General features: G+C 45.1%; 11 protein-coding genes. 1 reads left to right on the top strand and 10 read right to left on the bottom strand.

The annotated features are described in order from the left end of the window. Positions 1-3: 3 nt before the first annotated feature. The 5 genes from FEF09_RS02660 to ruvA all read right to left on the bottom strand — a co-directional run bounded on the left by FEF09_RS02660 (position 4) and on the right by ruvA (position 11,012). Positions 4-2,283, bottom strand: a complete 2,280-nt coding sequence (locus FEF09_RS02660; protein WP_146303553.1) for a TonB-dependent receptor — start codon at positions 2,281-2,283, stop codon at positions 4-6. A gap of 243 nt (positions 2,284-2,526) precedes the next feature. Further along, the gene (locus FEF09_RS02665; RefSeq protein ID WP_146303554.1) at positions 2,527-2,889 is read right to left on the bottom strand and encodes a hypothetical protein; all 363 of its coding nucleotides are present in this window, start codon (positions 2,887-2,889) and stop codon (positions 2,527-2,529) included. A 235-nt stretch (positions 2,890-3,124) separates the two neighbouring features. After that, positions 3,125-3,388: a hypothetical protein gene (locus FEF09_RS02670; protein ID WP_146303555.1), complete on the bottom strand. Its 264-nt coding sequence runs from the start codon at positions 3,386-3,388 to the stop codon at positions 3,125-3,127. Continuing rightward, the gene (sprA, locus tag FEF09_RS02675; RefSeq protein WP_186774174.1) at positions 3,373-10,386 is read right to left on the bottom strand and encodes a cell surface protein SprA; all 7,014 of its coding nucleotides are present in this window, start codon (positions 10,384-10,386) and stop codon (positions 3,373-3,375) included. The genes FEF09_RS02670 and sprA overlap by 16 nt, the downstream gene beginning before the upstream one ends. Positions 10,387-10,424: 38 nt before the next feature. Continuing rightward, positions 10,425-11,012: a Holliday junction branch migration protein RuvA gene (ruvA, locus tag FEF09_RS02680; protein ID WP_146303557.1), complete on the bottom strand. Its 588-nt coding sequence runs from the start codon at positions 11,010-11,012 to the stop codon at positions 10,425-10,427. A 137-nt stretch (positions 11,013-11,149) separates the two neighbouring features. On the opposite strand from ruvA, the gene FEF09_RS02685 reads away from it, so the two are divergent. After that, positions 11,150-12,148, top strand: coding sequence for a beta-ketoacyl-ACP synthase III (locus FEF09_RS02685; protein WP_012794512.1), 999 nt, complete (start codon positions 11,150-11,152; stop codon positions 12,146-12,148). 145 nt (positions 12,149-12,293) lie between these two features. Here the strand turns inward: FEF09_RS02685 and FEF09_RS02690 are convergent, their stop codons facing one another. The 5 genes from FEF09_RS02690 to FEF09_RS02710 all read right to left on the bottom strand — a co-directional run bounded on the left by FEF09_RS02690 (position 12,294) and on the right by FEF09_RS02710 (position 17,671). Then, positions 12,294-14,168 carry a sensor histidine kinase gene (locus FEF09_RS02690; RefSeq protein ID WP_146303558.1) on the bottom strand — a complete coding sequence of 625 codons (1,875 nt, stop codon included), beginning with the start codon at positions 14,166-14,168 and terminating at the stop codon, positions 12,294-12,296. A gap of 9 nt (positions 14,169-14,177) precedes the next feature. Further along, positions 14,178-16,112, bottom strand: coding sequence for a tetratricopeptide repeat-containing sensor histidine kinase (locus FEF09_RS02695; RefSeq protein WP_146303559.1), 1,935 nt, complete (start codon positions 16,110-16,112; stop codon positions 14,178-14,180). An 84-nt stretch (positions 16,113-16,196) separates the two neighbouring features. After that, positions 16,197-16,406, bottom strand: a complete 210-nt coding sequence (locus FEF09_RS02700) for an ArsR family transcriptional regulator (RefSeq protein WP_146303560.1) — start codon at positions 16,404-16,406, stop codon at positions 16,197-16,199. A 29-nt stretch (positions 16,407-16,435) separates the two neighbouring features. Next, positions 16,436-17,131, bottom strand: a complete 696-nt coding sequence (locus FEF09_RS02705) for an NUDIX hydrolase (protein ID WP_146303561.1) — start codon at positions 17,129-17,131, stop codon at positions 16,436-16,438. Between the two features lie 45 nt (positions 17,132-17,176). Then, on the bottom strand, positions 17,177-17,671 hold the full coding sequence (locus tag FEF09_RS02710; protein WP_146303562.1) for a DinB family protein: 495 nt from the start codon (positions 17,669-17,671) through the stop codon (positions 17,177-17,179). Positions 17,672-17,707 lie beyond the last annotated feature (36 nt).

Genomic DNA, 17,707 nt, shown 5'->3' on the forward strand with positions numbered 1-17,707 from the left:
TGATTATTTTTTGCCGTTGAATGTATATCCGAAACCAATATTGAAAGTGCGTTTAGGTCCCGGTCTGTATGTTGTACTGTAAGTTGTTCTTTCTGTAGTGGTAGAATAAATAGCATCTCCTGCATTACGACAGTTTACCCAGCAGTCAAATTGTTTCCAGCTGTAACCTGTACGGAAATTCAGCAGGTCATATCCACCATATGTGCCTGTATTGCGTGGATCCATATAATAGCTGCCTACGTGCTGCCATTCTCCTGCAAGGCGGAATCCATTTAAGAAGTGGGGTTTCCAGGTGATCTCTGTATTGGTGATAACCTTTGGTGCACCTGCCATTTTATTATCGTCATAACTCACCCCTTTTTCCACATATTCATTGAAGAAGTGTTCTGCATATTGTCCGCTGCAACGAATCCATATAGATGGCAAGGGAGCATACCGCACATTCCATTCAATACCTCTGTGTGTTGTACGACCAGTATTACGATTTTCATAAGAACCATCGTCCAGTTTCACACTGATGATTTCATTCGTGCCCTGCATGTCATACACGCCAATATCAACGTATCCTTTATCATTTGCAAAACCAAACCAACCACCTGCCTCATAGTTGCGATAAGTAGCCGGTTTCAGTACAGGCACTTTCACACCTCTGTATAATTCAGATATATTCGGAGGCGCAAAACCCACGCTATAGTTTGCATACATCCCTCTGTTTTGTCCGAAGTCATATGTCAATCCCAGCTTTGGTGTCAGCTTATTAAAATGATTGGTTTCATCTGGTGCGCCGGTAAATGCAGATGGTGTAAGATGGTTATCGAAATCATAATCCATTCTATCATAACGTACCGCTGCAACTAATTTCAGATGGCTTAACAACTCCATATCAAATTGTGCATAGGCAGCTGTATTCAGTAAACCAACATTGTAATCTGTCAATATAGAATCTGTTGTACGATAACTTCTGAAATAACCGGCTGCATCTTTTGTAACATCGATGAATTCAGCATAATAAGTTGCCGGACTATAATCAGCGCTGATACCAGCAATGATTGAAGCATGTTTCCACGCAAACTGTTTTTTATGTTGCATGATCAGACCAAAACTATTAAAGCTGTCATCATTGATTTCACCAGCTGCCTTCAATGGATCTGACAGATTCTTCAGTGCATAGAATGGATTCTGTTCAATTGTATTGTTGCGAAAAAAGGCAGTCACTGTTGTCTTGTTGGTATTGTTCCAGTTCTGTTCCAGTGTACTTCTGTAACGCAGTGCATTTACTTTACGATAGGAAAAAGTCTGAAAGTTGCGATAGTCTTTTGCATAGAAATGGGCACTATCCAATCCGCCTACCTGATCTGTATAATAATCGATCAGCGTCATTGAATTGATCCATTTGGTACGATCGCTGATCTGATAATCTGCTCGTACTGTCAGTGCCAGTTTATGAAAATCACTATGATCCATATAACCATTCCGCTGATCAGCATAATATCCACCAACGACAATACCCAGTTTATTAAATGTACTGGAAGCACTGAAATCAGTGCGTTTATATCCACGGTCACTGATCTCTGCCTGTACCCGTGCCATTGGTTTTAATGAAGGTGCAGCCGTGATAAAGTTCACTGCACCACCTACGGCTTCGCTACCATACAGAGATGATGCAGGTCCTCTTACTACTTCGATATTACGCAGTGCTGCCATGTTGATTTCAATTAAGGCATTGTGATTGAAATCGCCGGTAGTGCGGATAGGAATACCATCTTCCATATACAGGAATAAACTCTTGTAACCGATGGGTTGACGGATGGCCATAGTATGTTGTTCATTACCCAGATCCACCATATATACACCACTCACTTTATTCATTAATTGTTCGAGTGAAGTGGCTTTGGTATCTCTCATTTCCTGTGTGGAGATGGTACTGATCGCTATAGGTGCATCTGTACGCGATTGTTTATCACGGCTGCTGGTCACAATAATTTCATTCAGACTGGCTGTTGCGGGTGTCAGTGAAATGATAGCGGACGGCTGTGAAGACAATATCAGCTTTCGCGTCTGATAACCGACAAATGATACTTTTATGGAATCAGCTGCACTGCCCTGTTGTAACGTAAAGCGTCCACGTACGTCTGTCTGGCAACCTTTATCAGCATGTAGCAATTGCACAGTCACACCCGGCAACACTTCTCCTGTCTGCGCATCTACCACGCTGCCCTGCATCTGCGCGCTTGAATGCATAAAGAATAATACGCCCGTTATTATCAGTAATAAATATTTCATGATCACAATAAGTTCCTTCCCTGATGATCAGGCATAGCGATGCCGGACAGCTGATACTACATCACTGCCGGTACGCAACTGCCCATGCTCACAGGCAAGTGCTGTTGGTAAGTAAATAAGGATGGATGGATACGAATGAGACCTGTCATAGCACATAGCCATGGCATTACTCACGATAAGACACATCAGACAAAATGCGGAAACATCCGCGCAATAAATGCAATGAAAATAAATTGGCTATGATTAAGCCTGGGGTGGATGGAAAAAGGAGAATAACGGGGTATGTATTGCAGGATCCTGATAATAAACAAAGAGGTCTGTTGATGGCGCAATAGGCGCAAAGTTGAATTCCAGCAGTGCATCAATGTATGTTACTTCATACTTCTCTTTACCGATACTACCGTTCTGTTGCTGCTGCTCGTCCTGTTTGAGTTTCTTTCTGAGATAACATTTACCATTACAATGCATGTCAGGTTTATCTCTGTTCTCACACAATACACTGGCAATGTAGGCCTGATCCATCTTATACTTCACCATAATTACCACCTGACTGAAGTTTTGCAACAACAGCCCGAACAATATGATTATGGCGAAAAGATATCTCACGGTGCAAAAGTATGTCAATAGATGAGTAATTGCAAATGATATATGTCATGTAGCATTCCGGCAAAAAAAATACCATGCCTGCAGAATAAAGCATCACTTACATTTTTCTGACTGTAATGCGGTCTGGCCTCCACCATTCGTAGCAAATAATACAAACCCCTGACAACAGAAAAGCCTGATCTGCGCGATCAGGCTTTTCTTATAACTTAATGCGTAATTTTTAATTCGTAACTGACTACTGTGCCAACATAAATCGCAAGGTCAATCCACCTCTTGTATTTGTAATCGGATAAGCCGTCGAAATCACTGGTATTGTTTGTCTGCGGTCATAGAAGAAACGCAGGTTCAAACGGTTGTTCACCACATAATCTATAGACGGTGATATACCAATTACCTTCTGCCCGCTGGTTGGTATCACCAGATCAGCATCCAGCCTGTTGTTCACGGTACGGTCATCACGGAAGCTCATATCCAGACGGAAGTTCATATCGTTCTGCACCTTCTTGCCATCTTTTGTGTACCGAGGAATGCAAACTGCACATTACGGAGACGATAGCTACCACCCAGTGTCAGCTCAGTAGAACGCAGTTCTGTCAGCTGATAGTCGATCAGACTAAGACTCAGTGAACGGCTCTTCTTGAATTCCACACGCAGGTTCAGGCTACTTACGAAGGTCACATCTATGCCCAGTAATGGTGCGAACTGCTCAGTCATAGTAAGGTTCGGGATCAGGAAGTAAGGGATATAGTTACCTGATACGGTATCTACAAATCCCGGATAACCTGCCAGACGAGGATCCTCATACAACATCGCTGTATTATATGAACTCATACTCAGCGTACCGACGTAAGCATGTGTCAGTGATACGTTGGTGAAGAGTGATTTGAAAGGTTCCAGTTTTGTCAGACCATTATAAGCCACACGCCAGTTCGGACGTGGTATATAGTTGCTGAATGGATTGCTGCGTACATTGGACAGACCTGCGCTTCTCAGTAATCCGATCTTATCAGGATCTTTTCCGGTATAAGCAGCGAGGAAGGCCGGTACGAGTACATCCTGTGCATAACGGCCATAGCCATAACGATAAGTAGGATCTTTCGGATTATACGTTGGCACTCCGGGATCATTATTGTATGGGTTCTGCGCAGCAAGACGGTTAGAGATATTCATACGATAACGCTGGAAATCATTAAACGTTTTGGTTGTACCTGTTTCGTTATCAATGCCTCCGAAGATGGTTTTTATCGCTACATAAGAAATCTCAAATCCACCTGCATCATACGGACTTAAGTGCTGGAAGCCAAGGCTATCATTTACGTTCACATTCTTGAACAATTCAGTATGTGTCTTGCTGAATGATTTGGTCATGCTCAGGTCAATACGCAGGTCATTAACCGGTTCCAGTTGCGCCTGTAATTGCCAACGTTGTGTGAACTGTTGCTGGTACTGAATATTGAAAGTAGTATCCGGTGTGATCAGGCCTTTCTTTGCAAAATCATCCAGCCATACCTTGGTAGGTTGCATACCGAAGACGAATGGTACACCGGGATTCCAGCTTGCCCAGTTCATACCCAGCAGCTTGGTACTGTCAATATAACCCGGCAAACGGGTTCCTCCATTTTCGGAGTAATCCAGACTCACACGTTTCAATGACAATAATGGTTTCATCACCGCTTTCAGAATAGGCGATACTTCTACGCTCTTCTCCTGTTTGACCGGCTGTTTATTCTGACCAGGAGCACCCGGTCGGTTATTATTCGTCGGTTGCGGTCGCTTCTTCTGTTGCGTACCTGTGATGGCCCGCAGGAAAGGTGACTTGCTATACAGTTCTGCAAACTTGAACTCCGCCATCACTGTTTTCTGGTTGGAGTTTTCTATCGCATTACCCAGATATTTTGCCAGCAGCGAAGCGCCTGTCCAGCGGTAATCTGTTGAATAACCTATCGCGATACTTGTCCAGCTAAGCGCAGGTATTTTAGACGTTGGTAATGTATAGGTGATGTTTGCTGTATGATAATAGTTGGTCGTTCTACCTAATTTGAAGAAGTTACCCCATACGCTGTCTTTCTTTTCTTTTGAATTCAGACGGCCTTGTGGCTCATCGATACGTGCGTTATTCACCGCATTGAAGTCGATGGTCAGACTCCGTGTCAGATCCCATTTCAAACCATAGTAACGGTCAAAGGTGAAGTACTTGTTGTACGTTTCCGGCAGTTTATAGTTAGAGTTATCTCCTCCGACGTTGCGGATACGGGTAGCACCAAACTGACGGGTCACGTCTATTCTGAAACTGATCAGAGACGGTATGTAGTTAAAGTTGAAGTCACGGATCAGATCCAGCCAGGGTGTCTTCGTTTTAAACAACTTCTTGAATGGTGTAATGAACTTACTCTGTCCGGTGAAGGTATAACCAAGGCCCGCACGGTGCTTCACCAACTCATCACTTTCAATGATCGGGTTATGACTGGTTGTTTGTGTATAAGAATAACTGATGTCAAAGTTTTCGATATCCCACAGCCTGTTATGTTTTCGGTTCAGGTTGAGGCGACGTACGTTGGTAAAGTTCAGACTCTTTATAGCGGTAAAGTCCTGTGCAGCTTTGCGGATAGAATCACGTTCATAATCACTCCGTGCCATTCTCAGCTTATCCTTCAGTTTGATATCCAGATCATACGGATCATACTCCGGCGTACTTACCGCCTGTGAATAACCGGCATATACCGGGATAGAGAGGCCTGTTTTCTTAGGCAGCAGTTTACCCAGATCAAGGTTTGCCGCTGCATCGTATTGCAGGTAGTTATCACGGAAACGTTCATTTACACGCTGGTCAAGGTTACCAAAACCTGCGGTGTGCATGTTACCAGATACGCTGACAGTACCAAGGTCGGCCAGCTGTACATCTACACGGCCCATACCAGCGTAACCACCTTTTTCATCCAGACCAGACAAACGTAGTTCATTGAACCAGACTTCACCACATCGTGGGAGTCCATCGTCTTTCGGGTTGGTAACACCCAACATGATGGTTCTCACATCACCAAGGTTCGGGTTACCTACCACACTCATATAGTTACCTAATTCATCTGTTTCGACATATGGTACCTGCGGAGAACAGTTGTCACATTGGTTACGTTTCTGTTTGAGCGTGGTCAGTTTACTCATCAACAGATTCACGTCATTTACTTCCGGCCATACTTCCGTCGGACTGGCAGTATTCCATGGAGTTACTTTCAGTGGTATCTGGTATTCGTAGTAGTTTTCCACAAAGTCGCTACCCATACGTATGATTGCGCGGAGCTGACCATCTTTGAGTGAGTTAGGATCTGTCGATGCTTCCGCGTGCAGATACATCTGCAGGGTTTTGTACTGACGGAGGTCCATGCTCAGGTTTTTAGAAACCCCACGGGTATCACCATCATTCAGGTCGCACACCTGTATAGACATTGCCTGTTCGTTCAGCTGCAATACAGTACTGTTGGTGCTCAGTGTATTCTGACGAACTACTCCCGGAGGCAACACATAGTTAACTGGTTTACGGGAAGAGTTCTCTTCAATATTTACAGCAGACGTATTGAAAACGGTATTGTCGTCATTCGGGATAGGATCGCCTGCCTGCAGTTTATAGTTATACTGGCGCCATTGGTTACGCACCAGTTGCAGTTTAGCGAAACGTACCACTACTGAATCTTCAAATCCTGTCAGGAACATACGCATGAAACGGATGGATTTGAAATCAGGAATGCTACCGACCTTCTTATCAAATTCGCTGATAGGAATTTTAAACTGGTACCAGTTCTCCAACCTCTTTATACCATTTGCAGGTGTTACCTCTGTTGTGATCTTATCTACAATGTAGTTGGTTCCTACCGCCATTTTCGGACGGAGGTTCACACGATACTGGAAGTATTCTTCCGTTTCATTCAGGGTATTGTCTCTGTTCAGGTCTTCTGACTCCGGAATGTTAGTAGCGGCAGATGAGTAAATGCTGTTTCCTGTAGAAACCGGGGAGTTACCTTCCGGGTTGCTGAAACGTTTATAACGCTGGAGGATGTCTGCCTTCGCTGAATTATACGACTCATCTCTGTAGTGTTTATAATCGTCGTTGGAAGGATCCGCAATTGCCTGCTGGTAGATAAGAGAACTCGGTCCGAAGTTGGCGGCGAGTCTATCCAGATAAGACCTGCGGAAGTTATTCTCATCCGCGCTTTGTAAACCATCATACCCCACATCCTGATAACGGCGGATCTCCGGATCATTATCAAATGCCTGCGTAATCTGCTGCTGGAATTTCGGGATACGACCCCATGCAGAAGAGTCTGTCTTATTAAGATCGGTATTAGGATTAGGTAATCCGTTCTCGAAAAATTTACGGGAGTCTTTCAGGATATCCTCAGATACGTTACCAAGGTTAAAATATAACTGACCACCTGTACTGGTTGAATCACCAAGGAAAGGATCCTGAATCCAGAACTCAATAAACTCAACGTTCTGTGTCTGGAAGTCACTGTTATCAATCGCGCGCATAATACCACCCCATTTCCTTTTCGGATTGAGGAGGCGTCCTGTTGCTGTGATACTATCTCTGCCTGCGGTAAAGTTATACGGCCCTCTTTCTTCAGGATAATAAGCCAGGTCAAGGGTACTCAGCTGGCTCTGTCCGAAGTCGGTGGAACGATTAGCGAATACCTCTTTCTGATACACCAGACGCACACGTGGGTCTGACTGCACCAGATCTGTAATGCCATCCGGCAGGGAAGGTGATTTCGGTATCTGAAGGGTAGGCTCAATAATGTACCATGCCAGTTTCGCCCTGTTTGCACCATAGCTTAGCTGGTCATTTCTGTCTGCTTCCGGGAAGAGAATTGTACCGTTACTGTCAGAAGCCTCTTTTGGTGTGGATGCCAGTGCCCATGAAGTAGCCGGGAATTTCAGGTCATATCCGCTCTGGGAGCCTTCAAAGTCATCGATGAAGATCTGGCCCTGATTACTACCTGCCGCATTTACCAGTTTACTGTGACCCGGGAACAACTTGGCCACCTCACCGGTGAACATGATGTTGGAAGGGGTATTGCTTTGGTAGTTAGGCAGCTTATTCAGGAAGCGGGTCAGCCCTTTCCATTCAGAGTTATAGTTCGCATCCAGACCTACTACCGTGTTCTTAATCGGATCTTCTCCATAGTTCACTTTCTGGTAATAAGGTCTTTCGCTCATTCTGGCGATGGTCGATCCCAAAGTCAGTTTATCATTTACGACATAGTCAAAGCGGGTACCGAAGTAGTTTCGTACCTGTGTACCAAACGCGGCATTGTTCTCAAACTGTACGTTGATCGCCACACCGGAGTTGAGGATACCGGCATTGATGATTTTGATACGGCCAAGGTTATAGTCGATGATATAGTCTACGTTTTCACGGAGTTGTTGTCCGCCGGCGGTTACGGTTACTGATCCCGGAGGAATGTTATAACCACCCAGCTGTATTTCGGAAGAGTTGCTGGATTTATAAGACCCTTTCAGGATATAGCGGTTCAATTGCGGGAATTGCTGTGCTACTACTTTAATGGAGTCATACAATACCTTGTACATATACTGTCGCTCAAGGGCGGCATTACCATTAAAGGCTTTCTGTATCCCCTGAGAGAATGGTTCGAGTACCGGGAACATCACCCTGCCCGTCTGTGAGTTGATGGTGTATCCTTCCACATAGTCAAACACCCCATCCGGCTGCGGGTCATTCTGGTTATTCAAGCGGTCGAGGCTCAGAATGGAAATAAGCGGTGCTCCTTCCCATGGCCCCTGTGCATCCGGCAGATAACGTTTATCACTTGGAGCACGGGTATCGGTACCAGGGTCTTTATAATATATGTCCAGTTTAAAGTCAGCTCTGTTCAACTGATAAGCGCCTGTCGCGTAGATGTTTTTCATCATCAGGTCCCAGATCGGGAGGTTCGGACGCGCGGAGGTAGCTTTCAGCAATTTCAGGAACAGGATACGCTGGTTGGCACTGTTGTTCTGATCAGGGGGAATATCCTGTGAGAACTCACCCACCGTATGTACCTGACCATTATAAGTATATTGATATGCAACGCCCAAAACTTCATCCGCCTGCAATTGTTGATTCAGCGTGATGAAGCCTAGTTGTCGGTTGATCGTATATTCTGTGGAGTCCAGTTTTCGGGCAAAGGTCTTTTCATATTCCTGTACCGCTTGTAGTCCGAGGTTTTGCAATCGACTGACGACCGTTCCCGTATACCGGCTCATGGGGTCAGAGATTACTTTTGAGTAGAGGTCGTTCAGCTTGTTATCAGTCAGCCTTGAGTTAGATAACACATTAATTGAGGTATTGAAGGGACGGTATTCACCAAGGTCCATCAAACCGACGATATCTCTTGTATTGGTGGTAGCACCTGTTTTATTGGTTACCCAAACCTCCACACGGTTTACATATGCGAGGGAGCGGATCACCGGGAGGTTGCTCATGGCATAGTTAAAGGTATCTCGGAAGAACTGACCGAGCAGGAAGTGTCGGTTGTCTTCATATTCGTCTGCACGCAGGTTAAAGTCCTGTACCTGTGTACCGCCTTTAATCATCAGGTTCTGTTTCTGAGATTTCTGGTTGGACAGTACGCTGGTAACGGTCAGACGACCAAACTGCAGCTGGGTTTTAATACCGAAAAGGGATTGTACCCCTGAAATGAGTGAGCTGCGCAAAGGAAAGCTCACGTTACCGGCTTCGATCTTTTTAATGATCTCATCGTCATAGCCGGTATATTCCAGTTTGATCTGGTTTTCGAAGTCGAAAGTTGACTGGGTATTATAGTTAGTGATCAGTTTCAGTTTGTCCCCGATCTTACCGGTCAGGTTCATATTGATATTCATATCAAATGCGAAACCTCCCGTTTTACGGGCCTGTTCTGTCAGCACGGGGTTTTTGATATTCTGGCCTTCATAACCGAAGGTCAGCTCGAGGCTACCCTGGGGTTTGATATCTACTTTGTTACCACCAAAGATCCTGTCAAACAGCTTGCTGCCTTTATAAAGCTCCGGACCGTTCCCCTTCTGGTTCAGTGAACCAAGGGTACTGGCACGTTTCATCCAGTAATCATCTTCGCTCTTTTTGGACTGGAGTTTATAATATTCATCGAAGCTGAGGTAGGTAGGATTGCGGTAATAGTGGTCGCCTATCTTTTCTGTTACTGTATATTGCTTGGTTACCGGGTCATAATCAACTGTACGGGATATACCTGCAGGATCTTTCAGATCTATCTGGTTTTTGACGGGATCAGTAATACCTGTCCCATACCGGTCCTTTATCGGGTACTTGAGTGTATCCTTTTTGACGGTATCTAAAGGTGTGGTATAATTATTGTCTGGTTGCCAGTAGTATCTGTTAGTATAGTTGTTATTATAACCCGAACGATTCCTTGCCGCAGTATCGAAAATAAACAAAGAAACAACTCCTATTACTGCAATAGCACCATAATATGTCTTTCTTGACAAGAGAAATAGGTTTTTATAGAGGTCAGGGTAATAAATGTTTATAGACCTTTCAGCGACTTTTTAATAAGCGCCTCAAGGTCGAGCAATAGTGGTTCAGCTTTAAGCACCTTGTTTATAGCCTGTTCGGCCACGTTTCTGGCTATTCCCAAAGTGACTAATGCATTTAACGCGTCTTCCTGAATTGTATTGTTTGGTGTTACAGATATTTGGTTGCCGACGTCTTTTTGTTTCTTTATTTTATCTTTTAACTCCAGAATGACTCTTTTCGCCGTTTTGGCGCCGATACCTTTGATGCTTTCCAGCATTTTTTCATTCTCCATCGCGATAGCCCGCTGAATATCTTCTGGTTGAAGGGAAGATAACATCATCCGGGCAGTATTAGCTCCTATGCCTGAGACACTTATCAGTAATAGAAACATCTGACGTTCTGCATCATCAGCAAAACCATATAAGGTATGCGCATCCTCTTTAATATGGAGATAGGTCAGCAATTTGCAGCTTTCCAATCCCTGTATGCGGGAATAGGTATTAAGACTGATCTGCACTTCGTATCCAACCCCTTGTACGTCAATATGTACCATGGCAGGGGATTTATAGGACAGTTTTCCGTTGAGGTAAGCAATCATACAGGAGTAGAATAGTTTCTAATATTCGGCAAACCTAGTAAAAATTTAGCAAGAACGGGGCAGTAACTAACGTTATACTTACATTTACAAATTCTTATGTATTTTTACGGCTCGTTTAAAACATCTATTTTATTAATATGAACAAAATAACGGCCGCTATTACAGCGGTAGGTGGTTATGTACCTGACTACGTGCTCACTAATAAAGAATTAGAGAAACTGGTAGATACAACAGACGAATGGATCATCACCCGTACCGGGATCACTGAAAGAAGAATTCTGAAGGGAGAACGTAAGGGGACCTCTGAGTTATGTGTACCGGTAGCGCAGGAAATATGCCGTAAAAGAGGGATCAGCCCGGAAGAAATTGACTTGCTGATCGTGGCCACCGTTACGCCGGATATGGTGTTTCCCGCCACCGCCAATATTGTAACGGATAAAATAGGTGCAAAAAATGCATTCGGTTTTGACATCAGCGCAGCCTGTTCCGGTTTCCTTTATGCCCTCGATACAGGCGCCCGTTTCATCGAAAGCGGCCGCTACAAGAAAGTTATGGTGATCGGTGCCGACAAAATGAGCTCTATTATTGATTATACAGACCGTACCACCTGCATCATCTTCGGTGATGGAGGCGCAGGCGTGCTGCTGGAACCAAACTATGAAGGTCTTGGTGTCGTAGACAGTATCCTGAAAAGCGACGGTCATGGCCGTGAATACCTGCACATGAAAGCGGGTGGTTCTGCACAGCCAGCCAGCATCGAAAGCGTTACTAACAGAGAACACTATGTATACCAGGAAGGTAAAATGGTGTTTAAATATGCTGTTGCTAACATGGCTGAAGCTGCTGCAGGTATCATGGAGCGTAATAACCTGACAGCAAATGATATCGCATGGCTGGTACCTCACCAGGCTAACAAGCGTATCATCGATGCTACAGCACAGCGCATGGGTCTGCCGGAAGAAAAAGTGATGATGAATATCCAGCGCTATGGTAACACCACTGCTGGTACATTACCACTGTGCCTCTGGGATTACGAAAAGCACCTGAAGAAAGGTGACAACCTGGTATTGGCTGCATTTGGCGGTGGATTTACCTGGGGAGCGAGCTATCTGAAATGGGCTTACGATCCAAAGTAATTCAGTACTAAGTATTAAAATTATGAAGGACAGGTGCTTCTGCTACAGAAACGCCTGTCCTTTTATTTTTTGACAGATCTCTTGTTTTTGTCTTTTTCCCCTGTTCATCTTCACTGTATTTCAACACCTTATTACAAACATTGCCTTAACTGAACAGTGGCAGTCCATACCTTATCACCATCTGTTGTCCTACAACTTCCGCGCTGATCTGTCCGCCCATCTTATCCATAAAATCCTTGCAGATCACCAGCGTTACAGACAGGTCATCTCCTCTCCTGTATTCAAACAAATGTGCCGCCATAGCAGGTGTCAATCCGTTTACGTCGAATATAACACTCACTTTTACCAGCTCTTCCTCCTCCGCATTAACAACCACAACTCCGCGCCCACCGGAAAGCTTTACTGCACAATGTAACAGACTACGATTGATGAACAACAGCATTTCCTGATCGCCGGCGAGGAACAATCCTTGGGGGATATTCAGCGATACCGGCTGAGGATCAGTATGGTGCAGGGCCTGTTCAAACAGTTGAAGGAGATCGCAGGGCGCCGGACTATACACAAAACCGGATAACTGTGACCTGATCCAACGCAGGATATTATCGAAGATCACCAGTGTTTTTCTGGAAGATATTACCGCTTCATCAATGATTTGCTGCATTGGCGCCTGTTCCATGTCTTTATTGCGGAACAGGGCTGATACCCGGATAATATCATTCAGTGGCTCCCGGAAATCCCTCGCCAGAATTGCAATCAGTTTATTTTTGAAATCATCGTGTACACTTAGCTGCTGATTCTTTTCTGAGATCGCATCATTCATCTCGCGTAACAACTGTTCCTGTCTGCGCAGGTTCTTATAAGACCGGTAACGTGCCAGTGTAAATCCAGCCATCAGTAACAGGAATCCGGCAAGGAAGCCTATTAACTGCTGACGGTTTTTTCGCTTCAGGATGGTACGGGCAATTCTTTGCTCCTGTACTTTATTACTCAGCTGCCATTCATTCAGCTCCTGTTCTTTCAGAAAATAATCCAGATAGTTCATGTGATTACTGGATCTCAACCGTAACCGTTGCCGGACAATCTCCAGTAATGCCTTTCCGTAATAAGCTTTCTTAGCTTCATTATTACTATTCGCATAGTGACGGTACAGGCTAATCACGGTTGGCAGCATCATGTTCAGATAACCTGCCTGAACACCAATGGCAAAGGCCTTTTCTTTTGCCGGCACAGCATCTGCAGGATATCCGTGTTGGCGGTACATATCAATATGGTCCATCAGGTCAATAGCCACCACGATCAGGCCCTCTTTCAGGGCTTTATCTGCCAGTTCATTGATACGTTGCACCGCTTTGGCACCTTCTCCTTCTTTCATCCATTCATCCGCCTCAAAAGCCTGTATATAGTAAATATCTCTGTTGCCGGGGTATTTTCTAATAATCTCCTTTGACTTTTCCACAGCCCATTTCACCGAATCCCGATGGGTGCTGTCATCCTGAAAACGGCTGGCATAATTGATCAGTACCAGACTATATATAGAATCCAGCGCCAGCGTCTTTCCGAGGTTCATGGCCTGATACAGATACTGATCTGATTCCGGCTTCATACCTTCAAAGAAATGATATACACTGAGATTCATAAGCATCTGACAGATATTGGGCTGGTCTTCCAGTTCGCGGTACAACAACAAGGCTTTAAACCCATATTCGATTGCCTGCTTCTGGTTGTCTTTCAGGGCATAGAAAATACTGAGGTTATTCAGTGCTCCTGCCAGTCCCCGGGTGTCATGCTGCCGGGTGGCAATACCTCTCGCTTTTACGGCATACCAGAAACAACTGTCGATATTACTCAGATGATACTGCATACCCAGCTGGTTCAGCACATCCGTATAGGCAATACTGTCGGTCTGCTGTAACAAATTATTCCTTAGCTGACGGATCACTTTATCTTGTGCAGTCAGTTGCCCGCCGCTTAGTATACCGGCCAGCAGGAAGAAAATGATATGTATATAGACGCGTCTCAAATTTGTATGCTATTGCTGTGCTTTCGCCACGGGCAGAGTATAACTGAACGTACTACCCTTTCCTGTGTTGTTCATTCCCCGGATAACGCCACCCATTTTGTCCATAAAATCCTTACAGATAATAAGTGCCAGGCCTGCGCCTCCTTTGGATTTCCCACTTCCCTTTTCACGGTTCCGGTATTCAAATAAATGTGGCAGCATCTCCGGATCTACCCCTCTGCCTTCATCTACTATGGCGATGGTAACGTAGTCGCCGGTAACGGAAGAAGTGATTTTTAATTCGCTACCGGCAGGACTGAACTTAATGGCATTGTGTAACAGATTCCGATGTACGAACTGCAGCATTTCCCTGTCAGCCATTAAGGCCACCTCGTCCGGAATGTTTACTGTCACCAGTAATCTTTTCTCAATACAGTTGTCCTTCAATATTTCCAGTGCTTCCTGTATCATATCTGCCGGTTGACAAACAACAGGCGTATAGACAAATCCGCTCAGTTGTGATCTGATCCAGCGCAGAATGCTATCGAATATATGGAGGGTATGTGCTGATTTCGTTTCCAGTCTTCTGAACAGGGCCGTTGCTTCTTCAAAAGACAGGGAATGATCTTTCAGCAGATTGGTGATATCTATGATATGATTCAGTGGTACCCGGAAGTCATGTGCGATTAAAGAGATCAGTTTATTTTTAAAATCATCCTGTGTTTGCAGCAGGGCATTTTTCTCACTGATCTCCCGGTTCTTTTCTCCCAGTCTGGCTGCGTTTTCGCGGGAACGACGGTGAGAGCGGTTGACATCTGCGAGTAACAGGATGATCAGCACTAACAGTACAGTCAGGAAGATAATAACGCCGTAGCGGTTACGGCTTTCCATCGCTTTCTTATCAAGTATCTGTTGCTGATAATCATGTTGCAGCTGTAAGGCCCGGAGCTTTTTCTCCTGCATGTAATAATCGATGTAATCCAGTTCGCCCTGCGTTTTACTCTGCTCGTCTTTTTCTACGATTTCGAGCATCATATTCGCGTACAGTTGCGCAGAATCTTCATCATGGCGGGCATCGTACCAGTTATATAGTTTGGCAACAACCGGCAGTGCCAGTTCCCGGAACCCGCCGATAGTGGCCAGACGTGCCATCTCCCGCTGTGCGGATATAGAGTCCGCCAGCTTGTTACGGGCTTTATAAGAGGCCAGATGGGAATAGCCATACATCGCGTGATAGATATAACCTTTTTTTTCTGCCTCAGTGGTGAGTGCAGTCAGTCTGGCGAGTCCTTCGGCAACGTCCATGTTAGCGTATATCAGCTCCTGCGCCTGTAGCATACCGGTATAAATGAGCAGTCGCTCATCTTCTGCTTTGGTAGCCATCCGTCGGGCAGTAGCCAGTGCCTGATAAGCCCGTTTTTTATCAATGAAGTCACTGCTGCGGTTTGCACGCAGATCATTGGCATAAATAAAGTAATAATTGGCCAGCAGCATGCGGAGGATGGTATCATTTTTCAGGCGATCGCTCATTCCCATGGCCCGTTTCATATAACTGGCGGCTTCCTGATACTGCTTTTCGAACTGATAGTATACGCCGAGGTGCATGCTGGTCTGACAAATTCCGGCACTATCCCCCAGTTCTTTATACAGGTTCAGGGCGTCAATATAGAAGCGAAAAGACAGGTAACTATTGTCTCGGTAGGTGTAATAACTTCCCAGACCGCGGTAGGCGGCAGCCTCTCCTCGTTTATAGCCATGGCGCTGAGCGACTTCCCTTGCGCGGCACAGGTAAAAGAAACAGGTATCGAGTTGGCGATGTTGGTATTGCCCTGCCAGTTGATTCATGAGATCTACATAACGGGCGCTGTCAGTGGTGGTGAGGGTGGCTCCTTCCAGCTGACGGATGACGTTGACCTGTGCGAAAGCTTTTTCCTGCCGGATAAAACAGCCGGCGAGGGCGATCATAAGACCAATTAATATGTGCAGCTTATAAGAAATGTACAATAAGATGTGATAAGCTATCTCCCGATAGCTGCTAGCCAACGGTGCTCAGGGCCGGATCTGAGACAGATCGATACCCATGCGGGCAAATTCCTGTTCACCAGTTGTTGTGATGTAATAATGTTTGTCATCAGGTCCATTCTTTGCGATCCAACCATTTTCAATAAACGCTTCTGCCAGTAGCTGACCAAATTTGCCGCCGATATGACTATAGCATAGTTTTACGGGTTTGGGAAGCGCTGTTTCCGGTTTTTTCATGACTTAGCTTCTTCAGTTACAAGATACTGCTATATCTCAAAGACTAATCCTCTTCTCTTTAATTCTTCATATTTCTCTTTGTCAAAACGGTATAGATGTGCGCCTTTTTTTGAGGTTGTTTTATCTTTTTCTTCCAGCTTTTCGAGCACGTTCATCGAGAGTATTTTCTTACGGAAGTTCCTTTTATCCAGTTCTTTCTGATAGATCTCTTCATACAGGCTACGCAGCTGAGAGAGTGTGAACTTCTCCGGCAGCAGTTCAAATCCGATCGGATGAAAGTGTGCGTTATCCCTGAGTTTTTTCAGTGCATCAGCAATCATCTGGCGGTGATCGAATATGAGGTCTGGTATCTGATGTAGTTCCAGCCAGTGCGCGCTGAAGTGCTGGGTAGGGTTCTGCTCATGTTCGCTGATGCGGATGAGGGCATAGTATGCCATGGAGATTACCCTTGCACCACTGTCACGGGTCACGTCGCCATAACAGGACAATTGGTCCATGTAGATATTTTCGAGACCTGTTGTTTGTTTCAACACCCTTCCCGCGGCTTCATCCACGCTTTCATCATTCTGGAGGAAACCACCCATCAGCGACCACTCACCTTGCATGGGGTCTACTTTTCGCTGCATGATCAGCAGCTTAAGTTTGCTGTTTTGGAATCCAAAAATAATACAATCTACTGCTACCAGATGCCGAGGTACATTCGCGTAAAATGATTGAGCGTTCATTGAAATATAGTTGTCTGCCTTTGTGCTGATCAGCAGTCAGGAGGCTTATTTTCTGCCTCTCGTAAACTCGCTGTAATCAGTAACGGGAATTTTATTAATACCGGCCTGCCGCAACAGGGTTACAAGCTGACCGCGATGATACGTGGCATGATTGAACACCTGCATCAGTATTTCTATAACGGTTGATTTACAATATTGTTTCCGGGTATCGTAATAAGCCACTACATGCTGCAGTCTGACGGGCTGTACCGTCCTGACCCAGTCTGCGAGCTTCACCGACTGTTCCTGCCAGCGGGCACAGGCATCCTGAAAGGAGCCTTCAAATGCGGGAGAAGGTTTAACTGCCTGTTCTACCAGATGCAAACGCTGGTACCACAGACTTTCCACATCCCACATATGGTAAACCGTCTTACGCAAGGTGCCGAAGCTGCTGCCTGTTTCCTGGTCCAGCTGTGTATCCGGTAGCTTTTTTAATACATCCGCTATCTTATTGTTAGCCCAAAGGTTATAAGCTGCATAGCTGAGCAGGATATCCTTCATGGATATAAGTTTAGTTTACTATCTTCACCAAAATAC

Source organism: Chitinophaga pinensis, assembly GCF_007896845.1.
Classification (GTDB): Bacteria; Bacteroidota; Bacteroidia; order Chitinophagales; family Chitinophagaceae; genus Chitinophaga; species Chitinophaga pinensis_C.

Excerpts from the sequence above, each read along its gene's own strand:
- ruvA (WP_146303557.1), bottom strand. The coding sequence starts at position 11,012 with ATGATTGCTTACCTCAACGGAAAACTGTCCTATAAATCCCCTGCCATG.
- FEF09_RS02710 (WP_146303562.1), bottom strand. The coding sequence starts at position 17,671 with ATGAAGGATATCCTGCTCAGCTATGCAGCTTATAACCTTTGGGCTAAC.
- FEF09_RS02700 (WP_146303560.1), bottom strand. The coding sequence starts at position 16,406 with ATGAAAAAACCGGAAACAGCGCTTCCCAAACCCGTAAAACTATGCTAT.
- FEF09_RS02695 (WP_146303559.1), bottom strand. The coding sequence starts at position 16,112 with ATGATCGCCCTCGCCGGCTGTTTTATCCGGCAGGAAAAAGCTTTCGCA.
- FEF09_RS02660 (WP_146303553.1), bottom strand. The coding sequence starts at position 2,283 with ATGAAATATTTATTACTGATAATAACGGGCGTATTATTCTTTATGCAT.
- FEF09_RS02705 (WP_146303561.1), bottom strand. The coding sequence starts at position 17,131 with ATGAACGCTCAATCATTTTACGCGAATGTACCTCGGCATCTGGTAGCA.
- FEF09_RS02685 (WP_012794512.1), top strand. The coding sequence starts at position 11,150 with ATGAACAAAATAACGGCCGCTATTACAGCGGTAGGTGGTTATGTACCT.